The sequence below is a fragment of the Klebsiella sp. K-3 genome, assembly GCF_051207495.1.
In the GTDB taxonomy this organism is placed as follows: domain Bacteria; phylum Pseudomonadota; class Gammaproteobacteria; order Enterobacterales; family Enterobacteriaceae; genus Klebsiella; species Klebsiella aerogenes.
The window spans coordinates 16,529-41,936 of record NZ_JBPNXF010000012.1; the positions used below are offsets into that span (position 1 = coordinate 16,529).

Sequence of the window (25,408 nt, forward strand, 5' to 3'; positions counted from 1 at the left end):
TATAATGGCCTGGAATATACCGGAGAAACAAAAATTAATTGATGTGTCACCAGTCGCATGGGGAAAAATGACACTATTCTTCATTGTCTCTCTAATTTCGATCGCGGTTGCATGTGTCTCATGGTATTATTTTACGCATGATGCGAATTCTGTCCTGTATGCGCTTATATTATGTGCAAGCAGTCTGGCGATACTTTTGCTGTTCGCCGGATGGCGTTCATTTCAGCTTGGTATTTGTCTTGAAAAAAATGCAGTAATTAAGGCAGAGAATGCTGCATTGGACAAGATTTACTCTGCGTGGGCGTCGGAATATATCAGTATTGTAGATTATCACTTCATGTTCCCGGAGCAGGTGCAAGTTGAGAACCTGAAACAAGGCGGTGAGATACACATTATCGGGCAACAACCGGTGATGTTTCCTGTTAACGTTGATTATAATACATTATTTTACGAACTGCTTTCACCACTACGTTCTGTTTTAATTACATTAGCAAAAAAGAATAAATTGAAAATTGTCTTCCCTATGGGGATGCCTCTTGATACTGCCGCATGGCAATCCTTCACGCTGGCATGGCGAAAATTAGGGATGCAGGAGGAGAGCATTCAAACACCTGCGTGGATGATGACTCATTATGCTGAGCAAATTGATGAATGGCTTAATTATACCGATAATAACTTTCGCTTAATTATCACTTTTGACCCCCTGGTTTCGCTTGTCGGTAATGGGGCAAATAGTGCCAGCGATGGTGTTTGCGCGTGGCTTTGCGCGCCTCCTGCAACAGATAAGAATGAACAGCTAAAGGAAAAAATCAGAATTTATCGTGCGATGGCGACAAATTCCGCTGAGTTAACTCAAGACCTGGCAGATGTTCTCAACTTTCAATCGTGTACGGGTATTATCGAAAAAATAAGGATTGGTAAACTTAAGAATCAAGCAGCATTAGGTCAAGCTATTAAAATTCTCAATGCTAAAAATGGTGAAGAAAAAGTCAGACATCATTTCACGGAATTTATACTGGGTAGGCAGGGAAGAAATAATATGTGGGCAGCGTTATCTCTATCACTGGCATCATCAGGTGATAACGGTTCTGTAAATCTTATTGTGTCAGAGGATGAGGCTGGGATCGTGCTATCTAAAATAAAGATCCTGGGGAAGCGCGATGCAAAAATATAGTTTACTAAGATTACTGGGTGTTGCCATATTGGTCGGCGTGATTGGCATTTTGGCTGCAATAGCAATACATTTATGGGGAGATGATTTTGGACTGACAGGTAAGGCGGGGAAAGTATCTTGCTGGTTTGCTTTTATGTTTGTTTTTTTATGCGCATTTAAACTCCTTAGATTAAATTCCTATTTTTCAGTATTCAAACGCTACGCTTATGCAACCAAAGCAAATCCATCGACATCATACCTGGCGAAACGCTTTTCAGCGCTACATACCTACCGCACGCCTGAAAATGATGAAACCAATGGCGAAGAAAATAGGTATTACGCTGAATTAAACGACTACCTGAAACAGCAGTATAGTTATTTCTGGCCGTCGAAAGTTCGTATCCTGATGGTGACGGGTAAAAGCGCTGATGTGGAGCAAGCTATTCCTGGCCTGATCGATCAATACTGGCTTGAGGCGAATGGAACCGTTTTGCTGTGGGACGCTGAGTTGACAAAACAGGGCGATCGCACCAAGCGTAATGCGGTTTGTAAGCTTCGCCGCCAACCCGATGGCGTCATATGGATAACATCGGCCTTCGACCAGCTGACCGTGCTGAGTGGGGATGCAATAACTCCGGCTTTATCCACTATGGATATAGATAGCATCGCCCATACCCTGAATGCCCGTTATGTTCAGCAGCGCAGGCGTCTACCGCTATACGTCTGGTCCCTACACCCGCGAGCTGGGGAACGACGAGGACAAATAACACAATCAATAGGTTGCCTGTTGCCTGCCAACTGCACGCCAGAGCAATTCCGTCAGTTGGTGGATAATCTGGCCGGGCAGCTGATCGCTCGTGGAATACACTCAGTAAGTGACAGCCATGAAGACGCATTTTTATTGCGCCTTGCCGATCAATTGACCCGGTTTCCTGAATCTATTGTTGGTCCCTTATCCGCATTCTTGTCACCCGCGCGGCCTTTGCCGTTGGCCGGTATCATGTTCGGATCTCAGGTCCAGGAGCTCTCCCATGGCGCGGATCATTACTGGCGGAAGGATAACCGCTGGGATGTTCTGCTTGAGTCGCTTGCGACGTTACCCGCGGGACTGAAGGCCCATAAAACGGGTTATTCTCTAGCAAAAATCATGACCGTTATCAGCGCGGTGCTGATGTTGTTGTGGGGAGGCGCTATGTTCGTCTCTTTTGCGGCCAACCGCCATTTGCTGGTCACAGCGCAGGAGCAGGTGCAACGAGCCGCAGCGCAAAAACCGCCACTTGCCGAACGCCTGCATGCGCTGGCCGCCGTGCAGAAAACGCTGGCTCAACTGACATACCGCAAAGCGCACGGGGCGCCTTGGTACGCGCGCGCCGGATTAAGCCAGAATGATGATTTGCTGGCGGCGCTCTACCCACGCTACGGCGTCATGGCGCTACCGCTGGTTCGTGATGCGGCGGCGGAACATCTTCAGCAGCAGTTACAGGCTTTCGTGCAATTGCCGCCGGAAAGTCCGCTACGTGAACGGCTGGCTAAAACCGCCTATAACCAATTGAAGCTCTATCTCATGCTCGCCCGCCCGGAAAAAATGGATGCAGGCTGGTTTGCTCGCGAGTTGATGCGCAACTGGCCGCAGCGGGATGGCGTGACGGACGGCTTCTGGCAGGGCCGCGGAACGTCTCTACTGAGATTTTACGCAGCCAGCCTGGCGTTACATCCGCAGTGGCGGTTGCCGGCCGATCCCACGCTGGTCAGCCAGGCCCGTACACTGTTAATTCGCCAGTTAGGTAAACGTAATAGCGAATCCACCCTCTATCAGCAAATGTTGGCGCAGGTGGCGAACCAGTATGCTGATATGCATCTGGCGGATATGACCGGTGACACCGACGCCTCACGCCTGTATACCACCGATGCGGTAGTCCCGGGTATGTTCACCCGCAACGCCTGGGAGCATGCCGTGCAGCCGGCTATTGAAAAAGTGGTTAACGCGCGCCGCGATGAAATCGACTGGGTGCTCAGCGATAACCAGCTTCCGGTAGCGCAGGCGGCGACGCCGGAAGCGCTTCGCGAACGCCTGGCGGAACGCTATTTTGCCGATTTCAGCGGCGCCTGGCTGAACTTTCTCAATAGTCTACGTTGGCAGCGCGCCGCCACGCTGTCGGATGCCATCGATCAGCTGACTCTGATGGCGGATGTGCGTCAGTCGCCGCTGATTGCGTTGATGAATACCTTGAATGTACAGGGACGAACCGGACAGCGCGGCGAGGCGATAACCGATTCGCTGGTCAAATCAGCGAAAAATTTGTTTAACCGAGAAGATCAGCCGCTTATCGATCAGCAAGGCGGCCTGCGGGGGCCACTGGATGCGACTTTCGGCCCGGTGCTCGTCCTGATGGATAATCGCGATGGCAGCATGTCGGGTAGTCGTTTGAATCTACAAACGTTTCTGACCCGCGTGACACAGGTTCGTTTGCGTCTGCAGCAGGTGACTAATGCGGCCGATCCGCAGGCGATGACGCTGGCGCTGGCGCAGACGGTTTTTGAAGGTCGCGCGGTGGATCTTACCGACACCCGAGACTACGGTAGCCTGGTGGCGGCAGGGCTAGGGCAGGAGTGGCGTGGCTTCGGCCAAACGGTGTTTGTCCGCCCGATGGAGCAAGCCTGGCAGCAGGTGCTGACTCCGGCGGCAGAAAGCCTCAATGCCCGCTGGCGTAGCGCGGTGTTCGATGACTGGAACCGGGCATTCGGTGGGCGCTATCCCTTCAAAAATGTGAGCAGCGAGGTCTCTTTACCTCTGCTGGCGAAGTATCTCAATGCAGAGAGTGGCCGCATCAGTCATTTCCTGCAGACCCGGCTTAATGGGGTGCTGCATAAAGAAGGAAGCCGTTGGGTGGCGGACAGCATCAATGCCCAGGGGCTGACATTTAACCCAGCCTTCCTGCGCGCGATGAATACCCTGAGCCATATTGCGGATGTGGCATTTACCAACGGCGAGGCTGGAATGCACTTCGAACTGCGTCCGGGAACCGCGGAAGGCGTGATGCAAACAATGCTGGAGGTCGATCGTCAAAAACTGAATTACATGAACCAGATGCCGACCTGGCGTCGCTTTAGCTGGCCGGCGGACACCGAAGCGCCGGGGGCCAGTTTAAGTTGGATCAGCACCCGGGCGGGAACCCGCCAGTACGCTGACCTGACCGGGGCGTGGGGCTGGATCCGGCTACTGGATAAAGCCGCGGTGAGAGCTTATCCGGGCACAGGCAGTAGCTGGAGCCTGAGCTGGAAAGCGCCGGATGGACTGATGCTGAACTATACGCTCCGTACCGAAGCCGGCGAAGGGCCGCTGGCGCTGTTGGCGCTGCGCAACTTTACCCTGCCAGAGACCATTTTTATGGTCAGCGCAGAAACGACAGACAGTGACCTGGAGAGTGAAAGCCGAGGGGAGGATATTTATTAATGGCATCGGTTCTTACATTGATTAATGCTTGCCAGGCCGTGCCTGAAACGCTGGTTGCCCAAACGCAGCAACGTCTGCTGCTATGGGAAAGCTGGCTGCAGCCAGTCGCAGCCGATTCGCCGACCGGTAACGACCCTGGCTATAACGATGATTTCCAGCTGATGCGCGAAGAGGTGAATAAGCTTTCGGGAGCGGATACCGATCTCATTTGCCAGCTTGCGGAAAAACTGTTAACGACCGTGACTCGTGATATCCGCGTCGCTTCCTACTACGCCTGGGCTCGCCTGCATCGCGATGGCGAAGCCGGCCTGGCCGATGGGCTGGAATTGCTGGCGGGGTTAATGCAGCGTTTTGGCCTTCATCTGCACCCGCAGCGGGAGCGCAGCAGAAAAGCGGCTCTTGACTGGCTGGCCAGCCAGCGAATGCTCGACAGCCTCTCGCTATTCCCCGAAGTGAATAATAGCGTCGCGATGCGCATTACCGGAGCCTTGTTGCTTATCGAGCAGGCAGAGGAGGGGGCCGTCCCCGGCGCGCTGTGCGGCGTCCTCGAAACCCGGTTGATGAAATCCGGCGGCCCGGAGGCCGTAGTACCGCAGAATATCAGCGATACACCGCTAACGGCAGCAGTCAGTAGTGCGCCGCAGACAGGTACGATTACGTCTGGTCAGGAACTTCTGACACAGGCGCGGGTGCTGGCAAAATATCTCAGCGATCGACCGGACGGTTGGCTCTCTGCCTATCACCTGATACGAAGTATCCGCCATGACACGCTGCACCAATTACCCCCTCTGTTGGCGGACGGCAGGACCCGTATCGATCCGCCAAAACCGGATCAGCGGGCGTTGCTGAAGCGCTTGTATCTGCAGCAGAGCTGGCTGGAGCTGCTGGAGCAGGCCAGCGAGATGTTTTCCCGCGCAGCGAATCATCTGTGGCTGGATTTGCAGTGGTATGTTCACCAGGCGTTGCTGAAATCCGGACGTGAGGCGGAAGCCAATATTATTCAACATGACCTACAAGGACTTCTGGCTCGCTTAATTGGCCTGGAGGAGCTGGCGTTCAACGACGGCACGCCGTTTGCCGATGAGGTGACTCAAAACTGGATTCAGCAACTGGTGCTGGATAATGCCGCCTTCCGGGACGATGCCGTGTCTGGCGCTGTAACGGCTTCCGGCGATGACCCTATCCTTCAACTGGAGCCCGAAGCGCTGGCGCTAGCCGACAGCGAGGGAGCCGATGCGGCGCTGTCCTGGTTACAGCATCGTCCAGGAATAACGACTCCGCGAAGCCGTTGGCTGCTGCGATTATTGATGGCGAGGGTTGCCGAACAGACTGGAAAAAATGAACTGGCGCAGCATTTGTTGGCGGATCTGAACGCGCAGGCCGCCACACTTTCTCTGGCGCAATGGGAACCAGAGCTGCTGTTTGAGGTCTGGGCCCGCCATCTTCGACTTTTGCGGGGTAATGCCGGGCGCAGTGAAACGGACAAAAATCGTTTGCAGCCGCTGATGGACCGCTTACTGGCGGAATTGATCGCCATTAATCCCGCCCGAGCGGCGGTACTCTGTGTTTAAAAGCCCGATCGTCATGGATGAATAACGGAAAACCTACGATGGAAGATTTAACCCTACGCTATTTTGACGCTGAAATGCGTTATCTGCGCGAAGCGGCAAAAGAGTTCGCCCAAACGCACCCCGATCGGGCGGCAATGTTGGATCTCGACAAAGCCGGTACGCCGGATCCCTACGTGGAGCGGCTGCTTGAAGGCTTTGCGTTTTCGATGGGCCGCCTGCGTGAAAAGATCGACGATGATCTACCGGAGCTCACCGAAGGGTTGGTCAGTATGCTGTGGCCACATTACCTGCGCACTATTCCGTCATTATCGATAGTGGCTCTCATGCCGGAACTTACGGCGATGAAAATGGCGGAAACGGTACCTGCTGGTCTTGAGATAACGTCCCGCCCGGTGGGGCCGAAAAATACCCTTTGCCGCTACCGTACCACTCGCGATGTGACGCTGAATCCGATAACGGTGGCGAAAATTGCCATGGTCAGCGAGCCGGACGGGCGTTCGCTCCTGAGGATTCGTTTTGCCTGCAGTGGCCAGGCTGACTGGTCCCACGCCGATCTGCGCCGCCTGCCGCTTTATCTCGGAGAAGACGCTGTAACCGGCAGCGCCCTGCATTTGTGGCTTACCAAACGCCAGGCCGCGATGTATCTGCGCCTGCCAACGCAAGCTGAGCGGATAAAGATTAACGGCTATTTCTCACCGGGTGGATTCGGCGAGGAGGACGGCCTGTGGCCGAAGGGAGAGAGTGCTTTTAGCGGTTATCAGCTATTGCTGGAATATTTTTCCTTCCGCGAAAAATTTATGTTTGTCCAGCTGCAGGGTCTGGACAATTACACCTTTCCTGCTGGGATAACTCATTTTGATATCGAGGTGGTGTTCAACCAACTTTGGCAAAGCGATTTACCCATAACCGAAGACTGCCTACGCCTGCACTGCGTACCGGTGATTAACCTGTTCACCCTGGAAGCGGATCCGTTAACTATCAGCGGCCTGGAGAGCGAATACCTGCTGCGGCCGAAACGTTTGCAGGACGGACATACTGAGATTTATTCCGTTGATAGCGTCACCGGCTCAGGGCGATCGGGCGAGGCGCGATATGTCCCTTTTACCAGTTTCCGACATCGGGGAGGAATGATGCGCCGCCATGCGCCGGAGCGGTATTACCATACGCGCGTGAAGCGCGGCGTCAGCGGAATGCACGACACCTGGTTAATCCTGGGCGGCCAGCGCTGGGAAGCCGATCGGGGTTTTGAAAGAGAAACCGTATCGCTACGTATCACTGGCACCAACGGGCAATTACCGCGCCGGGCGTTGCAAAGCACCGTGCTTGACCGCTGTGACCAGGTTTCAGAAACGCAGCTGAGCGTGCGGAATCTGTGTAAGCCGACGTTGCCTGCTTATCCGCCCGCAGAGGATCGCTTTCACTGGCGGGTTATGAGCCATCTGGGTACTCGTTTTTTAAATATGATGAGTAACGCCGAGGTACTTCGCGGCACGCTGTCACTCTATAACTGGCGTGATGATGAGCTGAATTACCGCCGTCTTGAGGCAATCCAGTCGGTCAAGCATCATCGTCTTCAGCGTTTTGAAGATGGGTTCCTGTTACGAGGGTTGGAAATTGAAGTGACCCTCGACAGCCGAGGGTTCACCGGCGAAGGGGATATTCATCTGTTCGGCGAAATGCTGAATCGCTTTTTTGCCCTCTATGCCGATATGAATCAATTCAACCAGCTTACGCTTATTGTTCAGCCAGAAGGGAAATATATTCGGTGGAAAGAGAATCACAATCCGCGCCTGCCCGGTTGATAGCGAAGGCTCGGGAGCGGTTGCCGTACATGAATTTTTATCGCTTCAGTCAGCTGCTTGAACAGAGCCAGCCAGAGGCGCCGTTGACCGGTGGAGGCTGGCAAATACGGCATGAACCGATACGCTTTCGACCACATCCGGGAATGGGATTCCCGGCCAGTGAAATTCGGCAACTTGAAATGCCTGAAGCGGATGTTTCGCACTTACCGCCCTCGCTTCGCGTCACGTTTATGGGATTGTACGGAGTCGAGTCGCCGCTGCCGACGCACTATATTGATGATATCGCGCAGCGCCGCGAGGGGTATGCCGCCGCAGCGGATTTTCTGGATATTTTCAACCATCGGTTGATTAGCCAGTATTACCGCATCTGGCGTAAATATTCATACCCGGCGACATTTCAGGCTGGCGGCACAGACAATACCTCGCAGTACCTATTGGGGTTAGCCGGGTTGGGGATTACGGGGTGCGCGGCCGCGGTGGATATACCGTTATCACGCTTTTTGGCGCTGCTGCCATTGATGCTTCTTCCGGGACGAACGGAGGAAGGAATGAGGGCGTTGGTTGAACTGCTGGCGCCGGAAACTCGTGCCGAGATCTTTCATCACGACCGCTGTCGTATTCCGCTGAAAAAGGCGCTGACCATGAGCGTGAGGCATCCCGTTAGCCTGGCGGCCAGGCCGGTCATGGGAACCCACGGCACGGATGTTAATGGTCAGGTGTTGTTACGTTTAACGACCAGCAACCATGAGGAAGCGCAGGGATGGTTGCCCGGGGGGGAACGACTCCAGGACCTCATGGCGTTGCTGCATGTTTGGCTCGGCACACACCTGGATGTGCGCATTCAACTATGCGTCGCTCGTCATTTATTGCCGGAAGCGCAGCTTACCTGCCAGTTAACAAAAGCGGTGCGGTTAGGGCGTACTGCAGTGCTGCGCCCGCTAAATCCACATCGCAGTTCGAATGACATTATCACCATTCATCCAGGGCGTTATCAGCGCGTCCAGGAAAATATTCACCGAAGGGAGCACGATGAAGATGGCGACTATCGCTGGTAAATATTCCGCTGCGTTATTGGCGATGATTTTCTCGACGGCCTTGGCCGGTTGCGGCTTGACGCAGAGTGTGAAGGACGGGGCGGTCTCAGTGACCAGGTCTATTTTTTATAAGCAGGTGAAAACACTGCATCTGGATATTCGCGCCCGGGAAGGGGTGAATAATAACGCGCAAGGGGCCTCGCTGGCGACCGTAGTACGTATATACCAGCTCAAAGATCGTAAGGTGTTTGATGATACAGATTATCCTTCGCTGCTTGCTGAGGATAGCCAGGCGATCCAAGGCGATTGGCTTGCCGAGAAAGATATTCGTCTGCGCCCCGGAGAATCCGTGGCTGTTGATATGCCGCTGGAGGCGGCAACGCAATACGTCGCGATCGCGGGGATGTTTATGGCGCCTGACCTGGCTGGGAACAGCTGGCGGCTGGTGTTGACTCGCGACGATCTTGACGCGGACAAACCGCGGGTTATTGAGGCCGGCCATAACCGTTTAACCTTGCAACCGTTGAAGGATAACTAAGATGCCGCGCCTCTCGCTTTACGACACGTTGTTCGGTAATTTTTCCGGCGGTCTCGACCTGCATCAGGTCAGCGAAGAAAATCAGGTCATTCTTTCGGTGCTCGATAACATGCAGCGTATTCTTAATTGCCGGGCGGGAGCATTGGCGCATCTCCCGGACTACGGGCTGCCGGATATGACAAAAATCCTCCAGGGGATGCCGGGCACCGCGCACCAGCTTATGACCACGCTGTCTGCAGTACTACTCAAATACGAGCCGCGTCTAAGCAGCATCCGTGTTGAGATGTTGGAACAGACACAGCCTGGCGAACTGCGTTATGCCATTGACGCGGAACTGAAGGAAATTGGTCTGGTACGTTACGGCACGGAGTTTATGCCTGAGGGCAGGGTGCTAATTCGCCATCTCAAACAGCAACAGTACCTGGATGCCAGTACCGCCATTTAGTACTCACTTTGGTTAAACCTTATGACGACACATTCTGAACGCCACCTCACTACCGGGGGGGACCCGCGCACGCAGGCGGACTACGCAAAGCTGCGTGAAGAAATGCAAAAGCTCAGCCACCCGGCGCGCCCGGACGTTAACTGGCGATATGCGGAACAGTTATGCCTGTCGCTGTTTGATCGTAACGGTGTGGATCTTCAGACAGCAGCCTGGTACACGCTGGCCCGCACGCAGTTGGCTGGATTATTTGGCCTCAATGAAGGTCTCGCTATTCTTGAAACATTGATTACACGTCAATGGGGCGCTTTGTGGCCGCAGCCGGTGCATGCGCGGATGGAAATCGTCTGCGGGTTGAGCAAGCGGTTACAGCAGGCGCTGCGCACGTTAACCCTGGCATATGCCGACCTCAGCGAATTATATCAAGCGGAAACACATCTAAAAGCGCTCGATGCAGCCCTGCAACGGCTCGAGCTAAAGCATGCCGGTCAGTTGGATGTCCTGGTCGCTCTGATACATAACGCCGCCGTGCGGCTGGAAAACAGCGATGGCATAGCCCGCGCCGATAATTCGCAGCACGCCGGCGTGACCGTGCCGGGGAACGCAATTATTGAGGTTGATGAGTCGGTTGAACGGATAAAACGGGTGTACATTGCCCCCGCGGATACCACTGCGGAGATGGCGACAGGTTGTGACCTTCCGTCGGCGGTACAGCGCTGGCGCCCCTTTGCTGCCGGTATGATCACCATGCTGTTGTTAACGGTGGCGACGATATGGGGATGGCGGGTTCTCTATTCATCAGACCAGGAGCAAGTGCAATTCGCCGCCAGCCTGGCGCCATTGCCCGTGGCGCTTTCGGCTGAGCAGCTGCGTTCCTTTCAGCCGCGCTCGCCGTCAGCTGATAAGGGGATACTACAGACCCAGCAGCAGCTGGCGCGGCTGGCTGAGCTCAATCCGGATTGGGCTATCGATGATGGAGAGCGATTGGTGCAGCAGGCGCTAACGCTGTGGCCTGAGCAGGCTCAAACGCTCTCCCGGCAGTGGCGGCAACAGCTCGCCGCCGCCGCGCTGCCGGTTGAAAATCTCAATGGATGGCATCAAGGAATGAAGCAGTTGCAGCAATTGGCCCAGCGCCTTGATGCGCTGGATGAACAAAAGGGAAAATATCTAACCGTAAGCGAGCTGAAATCAGCGGTGTTCGCAATGACCCAGTCGTTTAATCGTACTGTTCCGGTCGAAGAACAACTGCGTCAGCTGGCGGAGATGCCGCAAGAGCAGGCCCAAAGTTCAGCGCAGCAACATCAGGCAGAACAGCATTTGCAGCAGTTGATTACTCGTTATGCCTTGCTGAAATTAGACATGAAGGAATAGTCGTTATGGTTGCTGCGATAAAGGGCTAGCTAATCTAGCCCTCCTGTATATCAGGCGCCAAATGCGCCATCTATGGTGTGCATTGCCCCCGTCACAAACGATGATTCCGGGCCTGCCAGCCAGGCAACCATTGCCGCAACTTCTTCCGGGCGGCCATGCCGCTTAATCGCCATAAAACTGTGCATCAGTTCTTTCATAGGGCCGTTCTCCGGGTTGGCATCGGTATCAATAGGGCCCGGCTGCACGATATTCACCGTAATACCGCGGGGGCCAAAATCTCGCGCCAGCCCGCGCGCCAGTCCCTGCAACGCGGACTTGCTTAACGCGTAAGCCGCCATGCCAGGCATCGGCATGCGATCCCCATTCACCGAACCAATTATGATAATTCTACCGCCTTCCGGCATCGTGCGCGCCGCCTCGACGGCCGCATGGTAGGGGGCATGAATGTTGATGCGGAACAGACGGTCGATCGCATCGCTATCTTGCTCCAGCGCATCGCCAAAGAGGGCTATACCGGCATTAACGACCAGTACATCCAACGGCCCGCTATCGCGAACTAGCTTGATCACTTCATCGCGATCGGCGCTATCGGTAAATACCGCGGTACTGCCGGTTTCGCCAGCCAACTGCTGTGCCGCTTGCCCTGAACCCGCGTAGCTGAAAGCCACCGACGCGCCGTCGGCACGAAAGCGCCGTACAATCGCCGCGCCAATGCCGCGACTCCCGCCCAATACCAGTACCGATTTGTTATCAAATACAGCCATGACCTTTGCCTCACTATATTGTAGTGATCGATACAATATTGTTCAGCGGTGAAAGCTGTCAAGAAATAATATAGTGAGTGATACAAAATGTCCGTGATTAGCAGGACTGGCACTACAGCAGATACGCGATAATGAATGCCAGTCCCTGATAAGACCAGAACCTTACTGCGGGAGTAATTCGATGAATTTAGCCAGCCACTGTGGGTGCGCGGGCCAGGCGGGGGCGGTGACCAGATTACCGTCAACGTGCGCCTGGTCGATGCCGATATCCGCATACTGGCCTCCGCTCAGCCGCACTTCCGGGGCACAAGCCGGATAAGCGCTACAGGTACGGCCTTTGAGAATCCCCGCCGCGGCGAGAATTTGCGGGCCGTGGCAGACGGCGGCAATCGGCTTTTGCGCAGCGTCAAAAGCCTGTACCAGCTTAATTACCTGCTCATTCAGGCGTAAATATTCGGGCGCACGGCCGCCGGGGATGAGCAGCGCGTCGTAGTCTTGCTCTTCTGCGCTTTCGAAGTCGGCGTTCAGCACAAAGCGATGACCGGGTTTTTCGCTGTAGGTTTGCGCGCCGTCAAAATCATGAATCGCCGTCAAAATATAGTCGCCTTTGCTTTTATCAGGACAAACGGCATCAACCTGATAGCCGATCATCTGTAGCGCCTGAAACGGTACCATGGTTTCGTAATCTTCGGCGTAATCGCCCACCAGCATCAATATTTTCTTGCCCATTGCGACAGCTCCTTGATGAATAATGATGCCTAAGGTATAGCCTGGTAAAATGAACAATGCCAACAGTTAACGTATGAATAAGACAGGATAGCGACAATAGCGATAAAATATAGTTTGGGTGTATTGGATAATGTCTAATAAATTTAAAATATGAATTAAATGGAGTGGCAAAAAATTTATCGATAAATAAATAACTTCTATTTTCTAAGTTTTGCTTTTTGGTTGACGGGTGCAATGTATTTGTTAATATCGGCTTGTTCTCTATTTAATTGGGGGGTAATCCGTTGGGATATACTGTCTGCCGTATATATGCTTTCCATTTTTCACACCTGTGAATATATTCGGGTATCTCGAGTGGTTGAGCGTTGGTGGGCGTTAATAATGGATTTAATATTGCCGATATAGTGTAAATTTATTATTTAAAGTAATATTTTACGATGAGTAAGCATAATGGAGCATGAATGAATAAAATTCACCGCCTGACATTGATTGGTATTATTATTAACTTAGCCATGTTTCTTTTGGTGCTCAATGAGGTTAACTCGCTTTCAGATTATTATGGCTACGATCGAACGCTGCGTTTGATTAAAGATTTGGTCACAATAGTACTTCCCCTTGCTATAGTTGCTCAGGTTGCAAGCGTTCTGTTATTACCGAAAGCTCCGCGTGTTGGTATTGTGTTTGCTTATATCGGTGGAATTACTATGGTGCCGATTGGTTTGGTGTTTTTAATCGGTTATCTTTTTAGCTACGAACGATACTGCAACGCAGGTCTTGATATTTACAGCACTAAAACTGCGGTTGATATATCGAAGCCTGAAGACAAAAGTTATAAATTAACATGCGATACATCCCGATTTGTTCCTACCGGAGCTATTGCTTTATGCATGGGGGTTATTGTTCTGGTGATGGGCGTGGGAATTGGCTACTTATTGGTCGCAGTAGGAGTTCTCAATATCTGGAATGGGGTACGCCTCAAGGAGCGCGTTATAATCGGTCTTTCTGGCGATAAATTGATAGTTAAACCAAAGTTGTACTCAGATACCTTTATCGTTCCGTTGAGTGAAGTCGTATTAACCGATAAAGGGGTGAATAATGATAAGGTTTCTTTAAAATTCTTGCGTACCGGACGGGTGTTTGACGTGCGCAAGAAAATGCTGGCAGGTGAGAATATTGATGAATCATTAGAATATATTATTTCAAAAATCCCCGTAGCGTGATTATTTATCAGTGAAGTGAATGTAGAACGGCACCTTTAAGGTGCCGTTTTAGTATTTTCTGGTGATACTGAAGCGTTGCGTTAATCCACGTTGGTAAAGTAATCGCGAGCGACCGCTTCCACACGCTTTGCTTCCAGGCCGGTCTTTTCGCTGATCCCGGCGATAAAAGGCTTGAACTGCTCGGTCATCACGTGGCCGCCGTCCCAATGGGCGACGTAGTAACGGCACTGATAGCGATAAAAGTGGAGGGTCTTTTCTCCTAACGTGTAATACATGACATTCTCCTGTCCAGTGTGTCGGGCTGCGTCCGCAGAAGCTAATGGGGCGTTACCACAATAATCAGGTATTTGATTATATCCTGCTCCCAAATGTGGGAAATTTCCAGCAGGCAATAGCCCGGCGGGGCACATTTTCCTCTGGTTGCGATCTATACCATTTGCGATTGATTGTTGATCATACATAATGTATTTAATTAGACTAAATGTATTAAAGATGGCTATCCATTGATCAACAAGGCGAAACAATGACTCTACAACTCCCCGATTATCGCGACGTGGCGGCAGCCGCGCAGCGCATTGCCGACTACGCCAACCGAACGCCTGTGATGACCTCGCGTACCCTGGATGAACGATACTCAGCGCAGCTGTTTTTAAAGTGTGAAAACTTTCAGCGCATGGGGGCGTTTAAATTTCGCGGCGCAATGAACGCGTTGCAACAGTTTAGCCCAGCGCAAAAACGGGCCGGGGTAGTGGCGTTTTCTTCTGGCAATCATGCGCAGGCCATCGCGCTGGCGGCCAAACTGCTGGGCATTCCGGCAACCATCGTGATGCCACATGATGCGCCAGCGGCGAAAGTCGCCGCCACCCGGGACTACGGCGGCAAAGTGGTTTTTTATGACCGTTACACGGAGGATCGCGAACAGATCGGACGTGACCTGTCGCAGCAGCATGGGTTTACGCTTATCCCTCCTTACGATCATCCGCACGTGATTGCCGGGCAGGGGACAGCGGCGAAAGAGTTAATAGAAGAGGTCGGTCCGCTCGATGCGCTGTTTGTCTGCCTCGGCGGCGGTGGTCTGCTGTCAGGCTCGGCGCTGGCGGCACGTCATCTGTCTCCGGGGTGTAAAGTCTATGGCGTAGAGCCTGAAGCTGGCAATGACGGCCAGCAGTCGTTTCGTTGCGGAAGCATTGTGCACATTGAGACGCCGAAAACCATCGCCGACGGCGCGCAAACCCAGCATCTGGGGCAATATACTTTTCCGCTAATACAGCAACACGTCGACGATATCCTGACCGTGAGTGACGATGAATTAGTCGCGTCGATGAAATTTCTCGCTGAGCGAATGAAAATGGTGGTTGAACCGACAGGTTGTCTGGGTTTTGCTGCCGCCCGGAACGCTATGGCGCAGCTGCGGGGTAAAAAAGTCGGCATTATCATCAGCGGCGGTAATGTGGATATGAGCCGTTATAGCGCCTTATTAGGCACCGGGAACGGCTTATGAGTAGTGAGTTGTCACCCTTGCTGGCGCAGCTTGATATCCTCGCTCAGGGGTTAAGCGAAACCTTTGCGCCGTTTTGCGAAGTGGTCGTGCATGACCTCACGCATCCTCAGCACGCCATTTTATCAATTCACAATAACCTCTCGGGCAGAGAGGTTGGTCAAGCGGCGACCGAGATGGGGTTAGCGCGGATTGCCAGCGCCGAGTTCCCGGCCGTTGTCGCCAACTATGCTAATCAGTTTGCTGACGGTCGTGCGGTGAAAAGTACCTCTATCGGTATTAAAGGGGAGAGTGGTGAATATGTAGCCGCGCTTTGTCTTAACGTCGATATCACGTTGTTTCGCGGTATGCAAAGCGCGTTAACGCGTTTTACCGCTACGGAAAGCGCCGCGGTGACCGAACATCTTGAACCCGGCGGTGCGGCGGCCATTCGCCAACGAATTGATGCATTTGCCGCCGAGCGGGCGACGACAGCCAGGGCGCTGAGCGCAGCGGATCGTAAAATGGTCATTCAACAGTTGCGTAAAGAGGGGCTATTAGATCTGCGCAAGTCGATGGAAATGGTTGCGCAGCATCTTGGTATTTCGCGTGCGACAGCTTATTTATACGCCCGGCAGGAGAGAGAAGCCTAGCGGCCGCGAGGAGGTGCAGCCGCTATTCCATCTGGATATTTACTGAAGCCCGGCCAGTTCGTCGGCGGTTAACGCCAGCTTTTGCACGCTGCCGCTTTCTGATGAGGCAACGGCGGCTTCCAGCACCGCCATTACCGCCAGCGCCTGTAGCGGCGGCACCGGGTTGGCGATTTTGCCCAACAGGGCATCGCGAACCTGAATATAGTACTGGCGCTGATCGCCTTTCGGCGTGGCGAGCGTGTGCGTCTGCAGGCTGGCATCGAACAGCGTCATGCTGTCGTCATCCTGGCCCCAGCTTTCGCTCCCTGGGATGACCCCAGCCAGCAGCTGGCTCTCCTGCTGGTCTGCTTTCAGTTTCACAACGCTGCCGCTATCGCCGTGGACCGTAAAACGCGAGACGCCGCCGGCAACCAGCATACTACAGTGCAGAATCACTTTGTGCTGCGGATAGTTCAGTACCACGTGCGCCCAATCGTTGATCTCCGCACCCTGTCGCAGGGTGGCGATATTGCCCTGTACAGTTTGCGGCAGGCCGAAAAGTTGTAGCGTCTGGTCGATCAGATGGGGGCCAATATCAAACCACAGGCCGCTGCCGGGCACGTTCTGCTCGCGCCAGCGGACGCGTACTTCCGGGCGGAAGCGATCGATATGCGACTCGAAATGCTTAACCTTGCCGATTAGCCCCTGCTCGATGGTTTGCTTAATGCCAAGATAATCGCTATCCCAACGGCGGTTATGGAATACTGAAAGCAGGCGTTGCTTTTCTTCAGCCAGCGCGATCAGCTCGCGCGCTTCCTGCATATCGAGAGTAAAAGGTTTATCTACCACTACGTGCTTACCGGCATTGAGCGCCAGGCGAGCCAGCGGGGCGTGGGTGGCGTTTGGCGAAGCGAGTACCACCAGGTCAACGTCCGGATGCTGAATGGCCTCTTCCGGCGAAGCGATTACCGTGACATCCGGCAGGTCCTGCTTCACTTTGGCTTCATCGCGGGAGGCGACGACGGCAAGCTTTAACCCTTCGACCGAGTTAATGAGCGGCGCGTGAAACGTTTTGCCGACAAATCCATAGCCGATCAGCGCAATATTAATGGGTTTACCTGCGCCGGTGATAACTTTATGCATGACTTTCTCCACGTTATTCAGCGTCAGCAATGCTGACCTGCATTGAATTGTCTTCGCCAAGCGCGTGCCACGGCTTGTCGAGGAACAGACGATCGATGTGTTTCAGTTCGGCGACCAGGTAAGGCTCGCAGCGATCAAGTTTTAGATGGTCAGCCACCAGCCAGTGCTCGATGCTGGCTGCCAGCATGGCGCGTTTTACTTCCGCATCTGCTTCCTGGCTGGCGCTAAGCCCTTGCCGCGCATGGATCGCGCAGGCGCCCAGAATGGCGATATCCGCGCGGTAACGGGAAAGCAGCGTAAGCGTAGCGCTACCGGCAAACAACCGCTGCCGCATATCCCATTTACCGCCGAGTAAAACCAACTCGATATCGGGCCGTTCGCTAAATAGTTGTGCAATATCCAGCGAAGGGGTGATGACCGTCAGCGGCCCTTTTAGATGAGCGGCGACGGCAAGTACCGTGCTGCCGGCGTCTAAAAATAGTGTTGCTCCCGGTGGAACTTCACGGGCGACCAGCGCGCCGAGGCGCTGTTTAGTCTCGGGCAGCAGCGCATTGCGCCCCTGGCGATTCATGGCCGGAAGATCGAGAGCGATAGCGCCGCCATGGTTTTTCTGCACCAGTCCGCGTTTTTCCAGGTCACCAAGATCGCGGCGGACGGTATCGGGCGAGACCTGCAATCGTTCAACCAGTTCACTGATGCTAATTTGACCGTTTTCGCTCAGTAGTTCGAGCAAAAACTGTTGTCGTGCGGTTTTATGCATAATCGCTTTTCCTGCAAAATACTGCAATAACCTGCATAATACAGCATGATGTGGGAATGTGAATCGCAATAAACAGCAAAAAATGCGTTACCAGTTAAAAGGGTGATTGTGCATCGCTTTTTGGGAAGGGGGACCGGCTTAGCGCAGCCTGAGACGCGTTCAACCGGTCTATTTAAATATAATGCGCTCAGCGCATTACCCAGTGCTGATTACCGACTTGTTCGTAGCGGCGGGTCGGCGGCTGCCAGTCTTTATCGCGAAACGGCGAGGGCAGTTCATCGTTATTGACTTCACGCAACAGATGGCGACGAGACGGATCGGTTTTCGGGATCGCCGCAATCAGCTTTTGCGTATACGGGTGCTGCGGATTAGCGAAAATGGCCTGCCGTGGGCCAATTTCGACGATTTCACCAAGATACATCACCGCCACCCGGTGGCTGATGCGTTCAATCACCGCCATATCATGCGAGATGAACAGAAACGCGATTTTCATCGTTCGCTGCAGTTCGATAATCAGATTGACCACCTGCGCCTTGACCGATACATCCAGCGCCGACACCGACTCGTCGGCGATAATCACCTTGGGATTCATCGCCAGCGCGCGAGCAATGCAGATGCGCTGGCGCTGACCACCGGAGAATTCATGTGGATAGCGGTTAAGCACCGCGACGCTGAGACCCACTTTCTCAATTAATTCATGGGCGCGCGCCAGCGCCTGCTGGCGGGTGGCAAGGCCATTTTCCAGCAGCGGTTCAATCAGCGTTTCCTGGATTTTCAGCCGTGGATTCAGACTGGCGAACGGATCCTGAAAAATCATCTGGATATCCTGGCGCATCCGCTTTTGCTGCTGGCGCCCGGCTTGCAGGACGTCATAGCCATTCAGGCGAACATGACCGGATTGCGCCTGGACCAGACGAATGAGACTGCGACCGGTGGTCGATTTACCGCAACCTGATTCGCCCACCAGCGATAGCGTTTCGCCGGGCCATAAATCAAAGCTGACGTTTTCTACGGCGTGAATATGCCCGGCTAACTGATTAAAAAAACCTTTTTTAACCGGAAACCGGGTGACCAGGTTTTTGACGGATAACACCGGTTCGTTGCTGGTCAGGCTAAGGTCTGGCTCTGGCGGAAAACGACGAATGTCCCCCGTTTGTAGGTTCACCGATGGGAACTTACAGGGTGTCGAGCTCATATCCATTTCACCTGCCGCGGGTACCGAGGCCAGCAGCGCGCGGGTATAGGGCTGCTGCGGGGCGGCGAATAGCGTCGGCGTGCGCTCGCATTCGATGGCATCGCCGCGGAACATCACCAGCGTATCGTCGGCGGTTTCCGCGACTACGCCCATATCATGGGTAATAAACAGCACCGCGGTATTGTTTTCTGCCTGCAGGGTTTTGATCAGATCAAGGATTTGCCCCTGGATAGTGACGTCCAGCGCGGTCGTGGGTTCATCGGCGATCAGCAGTTTAGGCTTCAGGGCCAGCGCCATCGCGATCATCGCGCGCTGGCGCATACCGCCGGAAAACTGATGCGGATATTCATCGAAACGCTGCGCAGCATGCGGAATGCGGACTTTATCCAGCAGGGCGATGGCCTCCTGTTTCGCCTGGCGCGCCGATAAACCTTGATGGCGAATAAAGACTTCCGCTATTTGGTTGCCAATGGTAAATGCCGGATTGAGACTGGTCATCGGCTCCTGAAAAATCATCGCTACCTCGGCGCCGCGTACGCGACGCATTTCCTCTTCAGGAATCTCGAGCAGTGATTTACCGCCGAGCAGCACCTGTCCCTCGGTACGGCTATGGCGGGTAGAAAGCAGGCGCATAATGGCCATCGCCGTCACGCTTTTGCCTGAGCCGGATTCGCCAACAATCGCCAGCGTCTTACCAGGATAAAGGCTAAAACTAATATTACGCACCACCTTCTGCCAGCTCTCGCCGTGGCGGAATGAGACGCTCAGATTGTCGACGGCCAGCACTGGCGCAGGCGTTTCACGGTTCATGACTCAGGACTCCCTGGCAAAGGGCGCGCGGGCGGAAACCCGCACCAGTGGAGTGAATTCGAGGTCACGCTTAAACGGCCAGGTGGGGGTCAGCATTCGCAGGCGCGCCACCCGTTCAATATCCTGATCGACCACCCCTTCCGAGAGCGCCATCAGATTCGGATTGGCCAGCGGCGCCAGTTCCGGCGATAAATAGCCGGATTTGACCACCAGAATTTTCACCTGCCGCGGGTCGAGTCCCAGCGCGCTAAAGTCAGCGATATCGTGATACGGACGACGACGGTCGGCCACCACTACGGTAATCCCATCTGTCTGTAGCACCGCCTGATTGGCCGGGCGCTGCGGATCCGCCGCCAGCAGACCAGTGACGGTAAAACGCGCGCTCGCGCTGACGCCCGTCGGATCGAGGCTGGCGCCGACCGTTAACTGCAGTTCTGCGCCGATGCCGGCTTCAAACGCCGAACGTGTTGCCGGCGCGTCGGTAATGCCGGCGACAAGGGTATTTTGCGCCTGCTGACGTAGCAGTTCAGCGAGCACGTCGCCGCGATCGCCGACGCCGCCGCCGGTGGGATTATCGCCCGAATCCGCCAGGATAACCGGGCCCGTGGCGCTGGCGATAGCCTGAGCGACGCATTCGGCGACGCTGCCCGTCCGGCAGCCGAAAACAAAATCTTCCCGCACGTCCCAATAGGCCTGCGCCAGTTTCGCGGCCTGTTGCTCCAGCACCGCGCGATCGGTGCCGGTAAAAATGGCCGCGGCGGTGGCGCGCGGTTCGTCGGCCCACACGTAGCCGACCATTAATGAGCTATCGAGTACGCCGTCTATCTGGTCGCTGTTTGGCAGCATGGCATAGAGACTTTTCGCTGGCTCATCTTCCGTACTGGTCCGCTCGCCAGGGAGTAATACCGGGATGGGAGCCCACACTATGCCCGGGCGCACGCCGCTTTGCAGACTATCTACCAGCATACTGACCGAACGGCGCATGGTCTCTTCAATATCGATATGCGGCGCGGTGCGATAGGTTGAGAACATGTCGATGGCGTCGATAATGCGCTGGGTCACGTTACCGTGTAGATCGTAGCTGACGGCAATCGGGCAGTCATCGCCGACGCAGGCGCGGGCAGCAGCGATCCAGTCGCCTTCAGCGTCTTCCATACCTTCAACGTACATTGCGCCGTGCATCGCGAGGTACAGGCCGTCGATCGGCAGTTGCGCCTGCAGACGGCTTAAGAATTCGGCCTTGAACTGTTCGTAAGTTTCCCGTGCTACCGGGCCGCCGGGAATCGCCCGGGTGTGCAGCGTCGGCAGAAACGTCGCCGGATACTCACGTAAAAACTGAAAGTGGGGCGCCTGCAGCAGGGCATCGCCTCTGACGGTGCGAAACTCTGCTTCATGAGTCAGTACCGGGTTAAACGTGCTGCATTCAATATGTATTCCACCAACGGCAATGCGCATAGGGACCTCGAAATTATCCTGGAAAGAGAACGTGAGTCAGAGCGACGCTCGCCGCGGCGAGCGCCCAGCTATCTGGAGCCAGCGGGCGATAGATAAGCGGCGTTTTCCCCGCCATCCCCGGCAGCAGGTTGGTTTCAATGGCTTGTTGCATCACGGTATTCAGTAAACCGTTAAAGCTATCCGGCTGGTGGGCAAGCATGATCGCCGCCGGATCGTGGGTCTGGATCTGATGTGAAATAGCCAATCCTAAGGCGTCGCCGGCCCGATGCAGGATCTGGATGGCGGCGGTGTGGCCCTTACGCGCCATGGCCTCCAGTTCATCCAGGTGGTCGGTGTCGATACCAGCCATGCGCGCCTGTTCAAAGATGGCGGTGAGAGACGCGATGGTGTCGAGACAGCCACGCTTCCCGCAGCGACAAGGCGTGCCCGCCGGCACGATGGTGCAGTGGGCTATTTCGCCTGCGCCGCCGTGGGCGCCGCGCCAGATTCGGTTATAGATAACCGCCGCGCTGCCGATGCCGCTGCCGTGCGATATCACCACTGCGCTCTCCAGCTTGCGTAGATGGCCAAACGTTTTCTCCCAGTTCGCCAGCGCCCGGGTGTCGTTTTCAATAAATACCGGGATCCCGCCGGTCGCGCGGCTTAACAGTTCAGCCAGCGGCACCTGATGCCAGCCGAGCAACGCCGACTGTACGCAGACCGATTGCGCAGCGTCGACAAAGGCAGACAGGGCAAAACCGATGCCGACCAGCCGTTGGCGCTCAATGAGCGTATCGTTTAACAAACTGCGGATTTCACCCGCCAGTTGCTGGATTACGTCGGGAATTTCAAGCTGCGGCGTGAGCAGGCGCTCGGCGATTTTCTCACCGCTGGCATTCATCAGTACCAACACCAACTGGTTATCAATCAGCGAGATGCCGATGGCGTAAGCGGCGTCCGGCGCCAGCGAAAGGGTGACGGAGGGGCGTCCCTGACCGCCGGAAGCGGCCATATCGCTCTCCTGTAGCAGACCATCAGCCAGCATCTCTTTTACCAGTGCGCCAATGGCCGCCTTACTCATACCCGTCAGGCGGGCGAGATCTGCGCGGCTGGCGCCTTCCTCGCTGCAGACCAGATGAATCAATTGTTGGTGGAGTTTGTTCAGCATAGTTACTCAGCCATAACGCTTTTTTCTGAACATAATCGCGGACTGGCGCTTTAGCAATCAGTTTATTTTCAAAAATAACTAAACCATCACATATAAGTTAAATTTATTACCTAATTAAGCGTTAATCATGGCTAATATCACATTTATGGGACTCTGTTTTGGGTAAAAAGAAAACCTAATCGCAACATAACAGCCACAACTGGCGACATAACAGACAGGTAGGGGTTAACGGATGAAGGCAATTATGAATAAATATCGACTTGCCATTCTGGCAGGCTTACTGGCAGCCGGCGGAGCGACGGCGCTGCAGGCGGCAACGCTGAACGTGATGCAAAACGAACCTCCGCGTAGCATGGATCCGGGCGACCAAACCGCGACCTTTACCGATACCGTATTAAAACCGATGTATGAAGGTCTGGTGGATTTGTCGCCGGATTTCAAAATCGCCCCGGCGCTGGCTACCGCCTGGAAGGTCAGCGATGACGGTAAAGTCTGGACTTTTACCCTGCGTAAAAACGTCACTTTCCATGACGGCTCGCCGTTCAATGCCGATGCGGTAGTCGCCAATATCGAACGACATATCGACCCGAAAGGCGGACTGGCAGCCAGTTCGCGGATGCGCAACGTGATCGCATTCGTGAAGAAGCTCGATGATGACAACGTCGAGATTACGCTGAAAAAGGTCTATCCCTCTTTCCTCAATCTGTTGACCGGCGGCTCGGCGAAGATGGTGAGCCCTGCGGCGGCGAAAGCTGGTACCATTGGCCGGAAAGCGGACGGTACCGGCCCATATATGCTGCAGGAGTATAAAACCGGTGAATACGTGCTGGAGAAGAAAAACCCGAAATACTGGGGCGAGAATCACGGCCCGGATGAGATTAAGTGGACCTGGAGCGCTGAGCCGTCGGTGATGAACATGGCGCTGCTTTCCGGTCAGGTCGATGTGATTAACCCGGTACCGCCGCAGTTTGGTCTGCAGTTGAAAAGCAACCCACAGGTGAAGCTGGAGCAGGGGCAGGGTGCATCCGTATTCTGGGTGGCGCTCAACGTTGAGCAAAAACCGCTAAATGATGTCCGCGTGCGTCAGGCGCTGAACCTGGCGACCGACAAAGAAGCGCTGCTGAAGGCGGTGATGTTTGGGTTTGCTTCTGCCGCCAACTCACCGCTGGCCCCGGTGAACGAAGGATATGATAAAACCCTCAACGACTATCCGTGGGATCTCAATAAAGCGAAAGCGCTATTAAAAGAGGCCGGTTATCCGCAGGGCTTTGAGATGAACATCGCCGTGCAGGGACCAGATGCGCGTACCGCGCAAATCCTGCAGGCGATGTGGGCTAAAGTTGGCGTCAAGCTCAATATCCAGCAGATGGAGAGCGGCGTCTGGAGCAAAGCGGCGTTTGCCCCGGCGGCGGAAAAGTTGGCCAACCGTACCGATGCGGTGCTGGCTTCCTGGTCTTCCGGGCTTAATGGATCTGATTTGCAGTTGCGCCCGCTTTACTATTCGCAGAGCGCCGCGCCGGCTGGGGCCAATCTCGGATTCTACCGCAACCCGCAGGTGGATGAGCTGTTAGACAAAGCGGCGACCACCATGGATGACAACGCGCGTATCGCCGAATATGTGGCGGCGCAAAAGGCCATTATGCAGGACGCGCCGCATGTGATGCTCTACTTCCAGGACGATTTGTACGCCACCCGCGCCACCATTAAAGGCGTGCGAATGGAACCGGGCGGCGAAATTATCGTTACCGAAGCGCAAAAACCATAACGCTGGGGCCAGCGTGGAGTTGTTATGAAAGCTTATGTGATTAAAAAACTGCTTTCTTTGCCGCTGATCCTACTGGGGGCATCGCTGATTGTCTTTATGGCGATCAGAATGCTCCCCGGTGACCCGGCCCGCCTGATGGCCGGGCCGCAGGCCACCCAGGATGATGTCAGCCGGATGCATACGCGCCTCGGTCTGGACGATCCGCTGGCGGTGCAGTATGGCCATTTCGTTAGCGGAATGCTGAAGGGGGATTTTGGCACTTCGTTGAAGTCCGGCCAGCCGGTCTCCGCCGAAATGAGCGAACGGGTTCCTTATACTTTAGGCCTGGCATTGCTGGCGTGGATGATGGCGGTGATCCTCGGCATTCCAATGGGAATGTGCGCGGCGATTTACCGCAATCATGTGGCCGACCATGTGCTGATGCTGGTGGCGATTGCCGGCGCGTCGATAGCCAATTTCTGGCTAGCGCTGATCGCCATGGATACCTTTTCCGTGAAGCTGGGTTGGCTGCCGCTACTGGGCGCCGAAGGCTGGAAAAGCTATATCCTGCCGTCGGTTTGCCTGGGGATTTTCCCGATGGCGGTGATGTCGCGGATGACCCGCTCGAGTATGGTTGACGTATTAGGAGAGGATTACATCCGCACCGCGCGGGCCAAAGGGCTGGCGCCGTTTCAGGTCTATTTCAAGCATGCGCTGCGCAATGCGCTGATCCCCATCGTGACGATTATCGCACTGAACTTCGGCAGCCTGATCGGCGGCGCGGTGGTGACCGAGTCGGTGTTTAACTGGCCTGGGATAGGCCGCTATCTGGTGGATTCGGTACGCTATCGCGATTACCCCGTCATCCAGGGAGTGACGATGATTACGGTGACAAGCGTGGTGGTGATGAACCTGGTTGGCGAGATGATTATCGCCAGAATCAATCCGAAAATAAGGTTTGACTGAT

21 protein-coding genes are annotated in these 25,408 nt (G+C 54.6%); 13 read left to right on the forward strand and 8 right to left on the reverse strand.

The window, feature by feature from the left end:
* Positions 1-4 precede the first annotated feature (4 nt).
* The 8 genes from ACSEMK_RS19545 to ACSEMK_RS19580 are packed head-to-tail and all read left to right on the forward strand — an operon-like array spanning position 5 to position 11,365.
* Positions 5-1,174 (forward strand): hypothetical protein, encoded by a 1,170-nt coding sequence (locus ACSEMK_RS19545; RefSeq protein WP_435336629.1) that lies wholly within the window; start codon positions 5-7, stop codon positions 1,172-1,174.
* The gene (locus ACSEMK_RS19550; protein ID WP_430915365.1) at positions 1,161-4,607 is read left to right on the forward strand and encodes an ImcF-related family protein; all 3,447 of its coding nucleotides are present in this window, start codon (positions 1,161-1,163) and stop codon (positions 4,605-4,607) included. Before ACSEMK_RS19545 ends, ACSEMK_RS19550 begins: the two co-directional genes overlap by 14 nt.
* Positions 4,607-6,178, forward strand: a complete 1,572-nt coding sequence (gene tssA / locus ACSEMK_RS19555; RefSeq protein WP_430915366.1) for a type VI secretion system protein TssA — start codon at positions 4,607-4,609, stop codon at positions 6,176-6,178. The genes ACSEMK_RS19550 and tssA overlap by 1 nt, the downstream gene beginning before the upstream one ends.
* Positions 6,179-6,216: 38 nt before the next feature.
* Positions 6,217-7,980 carry a type VI secretion system baseplate subunit TssF gene (gene tssF / locus ACSEMK_RS19560; RefSeq protein ID WP_213793906.1) on the forward strand — a complete coding sequence of 588 codons (1,764 nt, stop codon included), beginning with the start codon at positions 6,217-6,219 and terminating at the stop codon, positions 7,978-7,980.
* 29 nt (positions 7,981-8,009) lie between these two features.
* Positions 8,010-9,035: a type VI secretion system baseplate subunit TssG gene (tssG, locus tag ACSEMK_RS19565; RefSeq protein ID WP_395226337.1), complete on the forward strand. Its 1,026-nt coding sequence runs from the start codon at positions 8,010-8,012 to the stop codon at positions 9,033-9,035.
* Positions 9,016-9,552 (forward strand): type VI secretion system lipoprotein TssJ, encoded by a 537-nt coding sequence (gene tssJ, locus ACSEMK_RS19570; RefSeq protein WP_430915367.1) that lies wholly within the window; start codon positions 9,016-9,018, stop codon positions 9,550-9,552. Before tssG ends, tssJ begins: the two co-directional genes overlap by 20 nt.
* A gap of 1 nt (position 9,553) precedes the next feature.
* Entirely contained in the window at positions 9,554-9,997 is a 444-nt protein-coding gene (tssE, locus tag ACSEMK_RS19575; protein WP_430915368.1) for a type VI secretion system baseplate subunit TssE, read from the forward strand.
* A gap of 21 nt (positions 9,998-10,018) precedes the next feature.
* Entirely contained in the window at positions 10,019-11,365 is a 1,347-nt protein-coding gene (locus ACSEMK_RS19580; RefSeq protein ID WP_087859432.1) for a VasL domain-containing protein, read from the forward strand.
* 50 nt (positions 11,366-11,415) lie between these two features.
* On the opposite strand, the gene bdcA is transcribed toward ACSEMK_RS19580, so the two are convergent.
* Together bdcA and ACSEMK_RS19590 are read right to left on the reverse strand one after the other, a co-directional pair.
* Positions 11,416-12,129, reverse strand: a complete 714-nt coding sequence (gene bdcA, locus ACSEMK_RS19585; protein WP_316424038.1) for an SDR family oxidoreductase — start codon at positions 12,127-12,129, stop codon at positions 11,416-11,418.
* 162 nt (positions 12,130-12,291) lie between these two features.
* Entirely contained in the window at positions 12,292-12,858 is a 567-nt protein-coding gene (locus ACSEMK_RS19590; RefSeq protein ID WP_113373199.1) for a DJ-1/PfpI family protein, read from the reverse strand.
* 461 nt (positions 12,859-13,319) lie between these two features.
* Here ACSEMK_RS19590 and ACSEMK_RS19595 point away from each other — a divergent pair, with 461 nt between their 5' ends.
* On the forward strand, positions 13,320-14,078 hold the full coding sequence (locus ACSEMK_RS19595) for a hypothetical protein (RefSeq protein ID WP_435336630.1): 759 nt from the start codon (positions 13,320-13,322) through the stop codon (positions 14,076-14,078).
* Positions 14,079-14,158: 80 nt separating this feature from the next.
* Here the strand turns inward: ACSEMK_RS19595 and ACSEMK_RS19600 are convergent, their stop codons facing one another.
* Entirely contained in the window at positions 14,159-14,353 is a 195-nt protein-coding gene (locus tag ACSEMK_RS19600) for a hypothetical protein (protein WP_015366303.1), read from the reverse strand.
* Positions 14,354-14,601: 248 nt separating this feature from the next.
* Between ACSEMK_RS19600 and ACSEMK_RS19605 the strand changes: the two genes are divergently transcribed.
* On the forward strand, positions 14,602-15,579 hold the full coding sequence (locus tag ACSEMK_RS19605) for a threo-3-hydroxy-L-aspartate ammonia-lyase (RefSeq protein WP_087859436.1): 978 nt from the start codon (positions 14,602-14,604) through the stop codon (positions 15,577-15,579).
* Positions 15,576-16,208, forward strand: a complete 633-nt coding sequence (locus ACSEMK_RS19610) for a helix-turn-helix transcriptional regulator (RefSeq protein WP_316424033.1) — start codon at positions 15,576-15,578, stop codon at positions 16,206-16,208. Before ACSEMK_RS19605 ends, ACSEMK_RS19610 begins: the two co-directional genes overlap by 4 nt.
* A 39-nt stretch (positions 16,209-16,247) precedes the next feature.
* Here the strand turns inward: ACSEMK_RS19610 and ACSEMK_RS19615 are convergent, their stop codons facing one another.
* The 5 genes from ACSEMK_RS19615 to ACSEMK_RS19635 all read right to left on the reverse strand — a co-directional run bounded on the left by ACSEMK_RS19615 (position 16,248) and on the right by ACSEMK_RS19635 (position 22,697).
* Positions 16,248-17,330 carry an oxidoreductase gene (locus ACSEMK_RS19615; protein WP_271032672.1) on the reverse strand — a complete coding sequence of 361 codons (1,083 nt, stop codon included), beginning with the start codon at positions 17,328-17,330 and terminating at the stop codon, positions 16,248-16,250.
* A 13-nt stretch (positions 17,331-17,343) separates the two neighbouring features.
* On the reverse strand, positions 17,344-18,090 hold the full coding sequence (locus tag ACSEMK_RS19620; RefSeq protein WP_271032671.1) for a DeoR/GlpR family DNA-binding transcription regulator: 747 nt from the start codon (positions 18,088-18,090) through the stop codon (positions 17,344-17,346).
* 187 nt (positions 18,091-18,277) lie between these two features.
* On the reverse strand, positions 18,278-20,095 hold the full coding sequence (locus ACSEMK_RS19625) for an ABC transporter ATP-binding protein (RefSeq protein WP_430915370.1): 1,818 nt from the start codon (positions 20,093-20,095) through the stop codon (positions 18,278-18,280).
* 3 nt (positions 20,096-20,098) lie between these two features.
* Positions 20,099-21,550, reverse strand: coding sequence for a M81 family metallopeptidase (locus ACSEMK_RS19630; RefSeq protein ID WP_087859441.1), 1,452 nt, complete (start codon positions 21,548-21,550; stop codon positions 20,099-20,101).
* 13 nt (positions 21,551-21,563) lie between these two features.
* Positions 21,564-22,697, reverse strand: a complete 1,134-nt coding sequence (locus tag ACSEMK_RS19635) for an ROK family transcriptional regulator (RefSeq protein WP_213316221.1) — start codon at positions 22,695-22,697, stop codon at positions 21,564-21,566.
* A 232-nt stretch (positions 22,698-22,929) separates the two neighbouring features.
* Between ACSEMK_RS19635 and ACSEMK_RS19640 the strand changes: the two genes are divergently transcribed.
* Both ACSEMK_RS19640 and ACSEMK_RS19645 read left to right on the forward strand, forming a co-directional pair.
* Positions 22,930-24,462 (forward strand): ABC transporter substrate-binding protein, encoded by a 1,533-nt coding sequence (locus tag ACSEMK_RS19640; RefSeq protein ID WP_430915371.1) that lies wholly within the window; start codon positions 22,930-22,932, stop codon positions 24,460-24,462.
* Positions 24,463-24,486: 24 nt separating this feature from the next.
* Positions 24,487-25,407: an ABC transporter permease gene (locus ACSEMK_RS19645; protein WP_430915372.1), complete on the forward strand. Its 921-nt coding sequence runs from the start codon at positions 24,487-24,489 to the stop codon at positions 25,405-25,407.
* Position 25,408 lies beyond the last annotated feature (1 nt).

Coding starts and splice junctions, on each gene's coding strand:
- ACSEMK_RS19545 (WP_435336629.1), top strand. CDS start 5: ATGGCCTGGAATATACCGGAGAAACAAAAATTAATTGATGTGTCACCA.
- ACSEMK_RS19550 (WP_430915365.1), top strand. CDS start 1,161: ATGCAAAAATATAGTTTACTAAGATTACTGGGTGTTGCCATATTGGTC.
- tssA (WP_430915366.1), top strand. CDS start 4,607: ATGGCATCGGTTCTTACATTGATTAATGCTTGCCAGGCCGTGCCTGAA.
- tssF (WP_213793906.1), top strand. CDS start 6,217: ATGGAAGATTTAACCCTACGCTATTTTGACGCTGAAATGCGTTATCTG.
- tssG (WP_395226337.1), top strand. CDS start 8,010: ATGAATTTTTATCGCTTCAGTCAGCTGCTTGAACAGAGCCAGCCAGAG.
- tssJ (WP_430915367.1), top strand. CDS start 9,016: ATGGCGACTATCGCTGGTAAATATTCCGCTGCGTTATTGGCGATGATT.
- tssE (WP_430915368.1), top strand. CDS start 9,554: ATGCCGCGCCTCTCGCTTTACGACACGTTGTTCGGTAATTTTTCCGGC.
- ACSEMK_RS19580 (WP_087859432.1), top strand. CDS start 10,019: ATGACGACACATTCTGAACGCCACCTCACTACCGGGGGGGACCCGCGC.
- bdcA (WP_316424038.1), bottom strand. CDS start 12,129: ATGGCTGTATTTGATAACAAATCGGTACTGGTATTGGGCGGGAGTCGC.
- ACSEMK_RS19590 (WP_113373199.1), bottom strand. CDS start 12,858: ATGGGCAAGAAAATATTGATGCTGGTGGGCGATTACGCCGAAGATTAC.
- ACSEMK_RS19595 (WP_435336630.1), top strand. CDS start 13,320: ATGAATAAAATTCACCGCCTGACATTGATTGGTATTATTATTAACTTA.
- ACSEMK_RS19600 (WP_015366303.1), bottom strand. CDS start 14,353: ATGTATTACACGTTAGGAGAAAAGACCCTCCACTTTTATCGCTATCAG.
- ACSEMK_RS19605 (WP_087859436.1), top strand. CDS start 14,602: ATGACTCTACAACTCCCCGATTATCGCGACGTGGCGGCAGCCGCGCAG.
- ACSEMK_RS19610 (WP_316424033.1), top strand. CDS start 15,576: ATGAGTAGTGAGTTGTCACCCTTGCTGGCGCAGCTTGATATCCTCGCT.
- ACSEMK_RS19615 (WP_271032672.1), bottom strand. CDS start 17,330: ATGCATAAAGTTATCACCGGCGCAGGTAAACCCATTAATATTGCGCTG.
- ACSEMK_RS19620 (WP_271032671.1), bottom strand. CDS start 18,090: ATGCATAAAACCGCACGACAACAGTTTTTGCTCGAACTACTGAGCGAA.
- ACSEMK_RS19625 (WP_430915370.1), bottom strand. CDS start 20,095: ATGAACCGTGAAACGCCTGCGCCAGTGCTGGCCGTCGACAATCTGAGC.
- ACSEMK_RS19630 (WP_087859441.1), bottom strand. CDS start 21,550: ATGCGCATTGCCGTTGGTGGAATACATATTGAATGCAGCACGTTTAAC.
- ACSEMK_RS19635 (WP_213316221.1), bottom strand. CDS start 22,697: ATGCTGAACAAACTCCACCAACAATTGATTCATCTGGTCTGCAGCGAG.
- ACSEMK_RS19640 (WP_430915371.1), top strand. CDS start 22,930: ATGAAGGCAATTATGAATAAATATCGACTTGCCATTCTGGCAGGCTTA.
- ACSEMK_RS19645 (WP_430915372.1), top strand. CDS start 24,487: ATGAAAGCTTATGTGATTAAAAAACTGCTTTCTTTGCCGCTGATCCTA.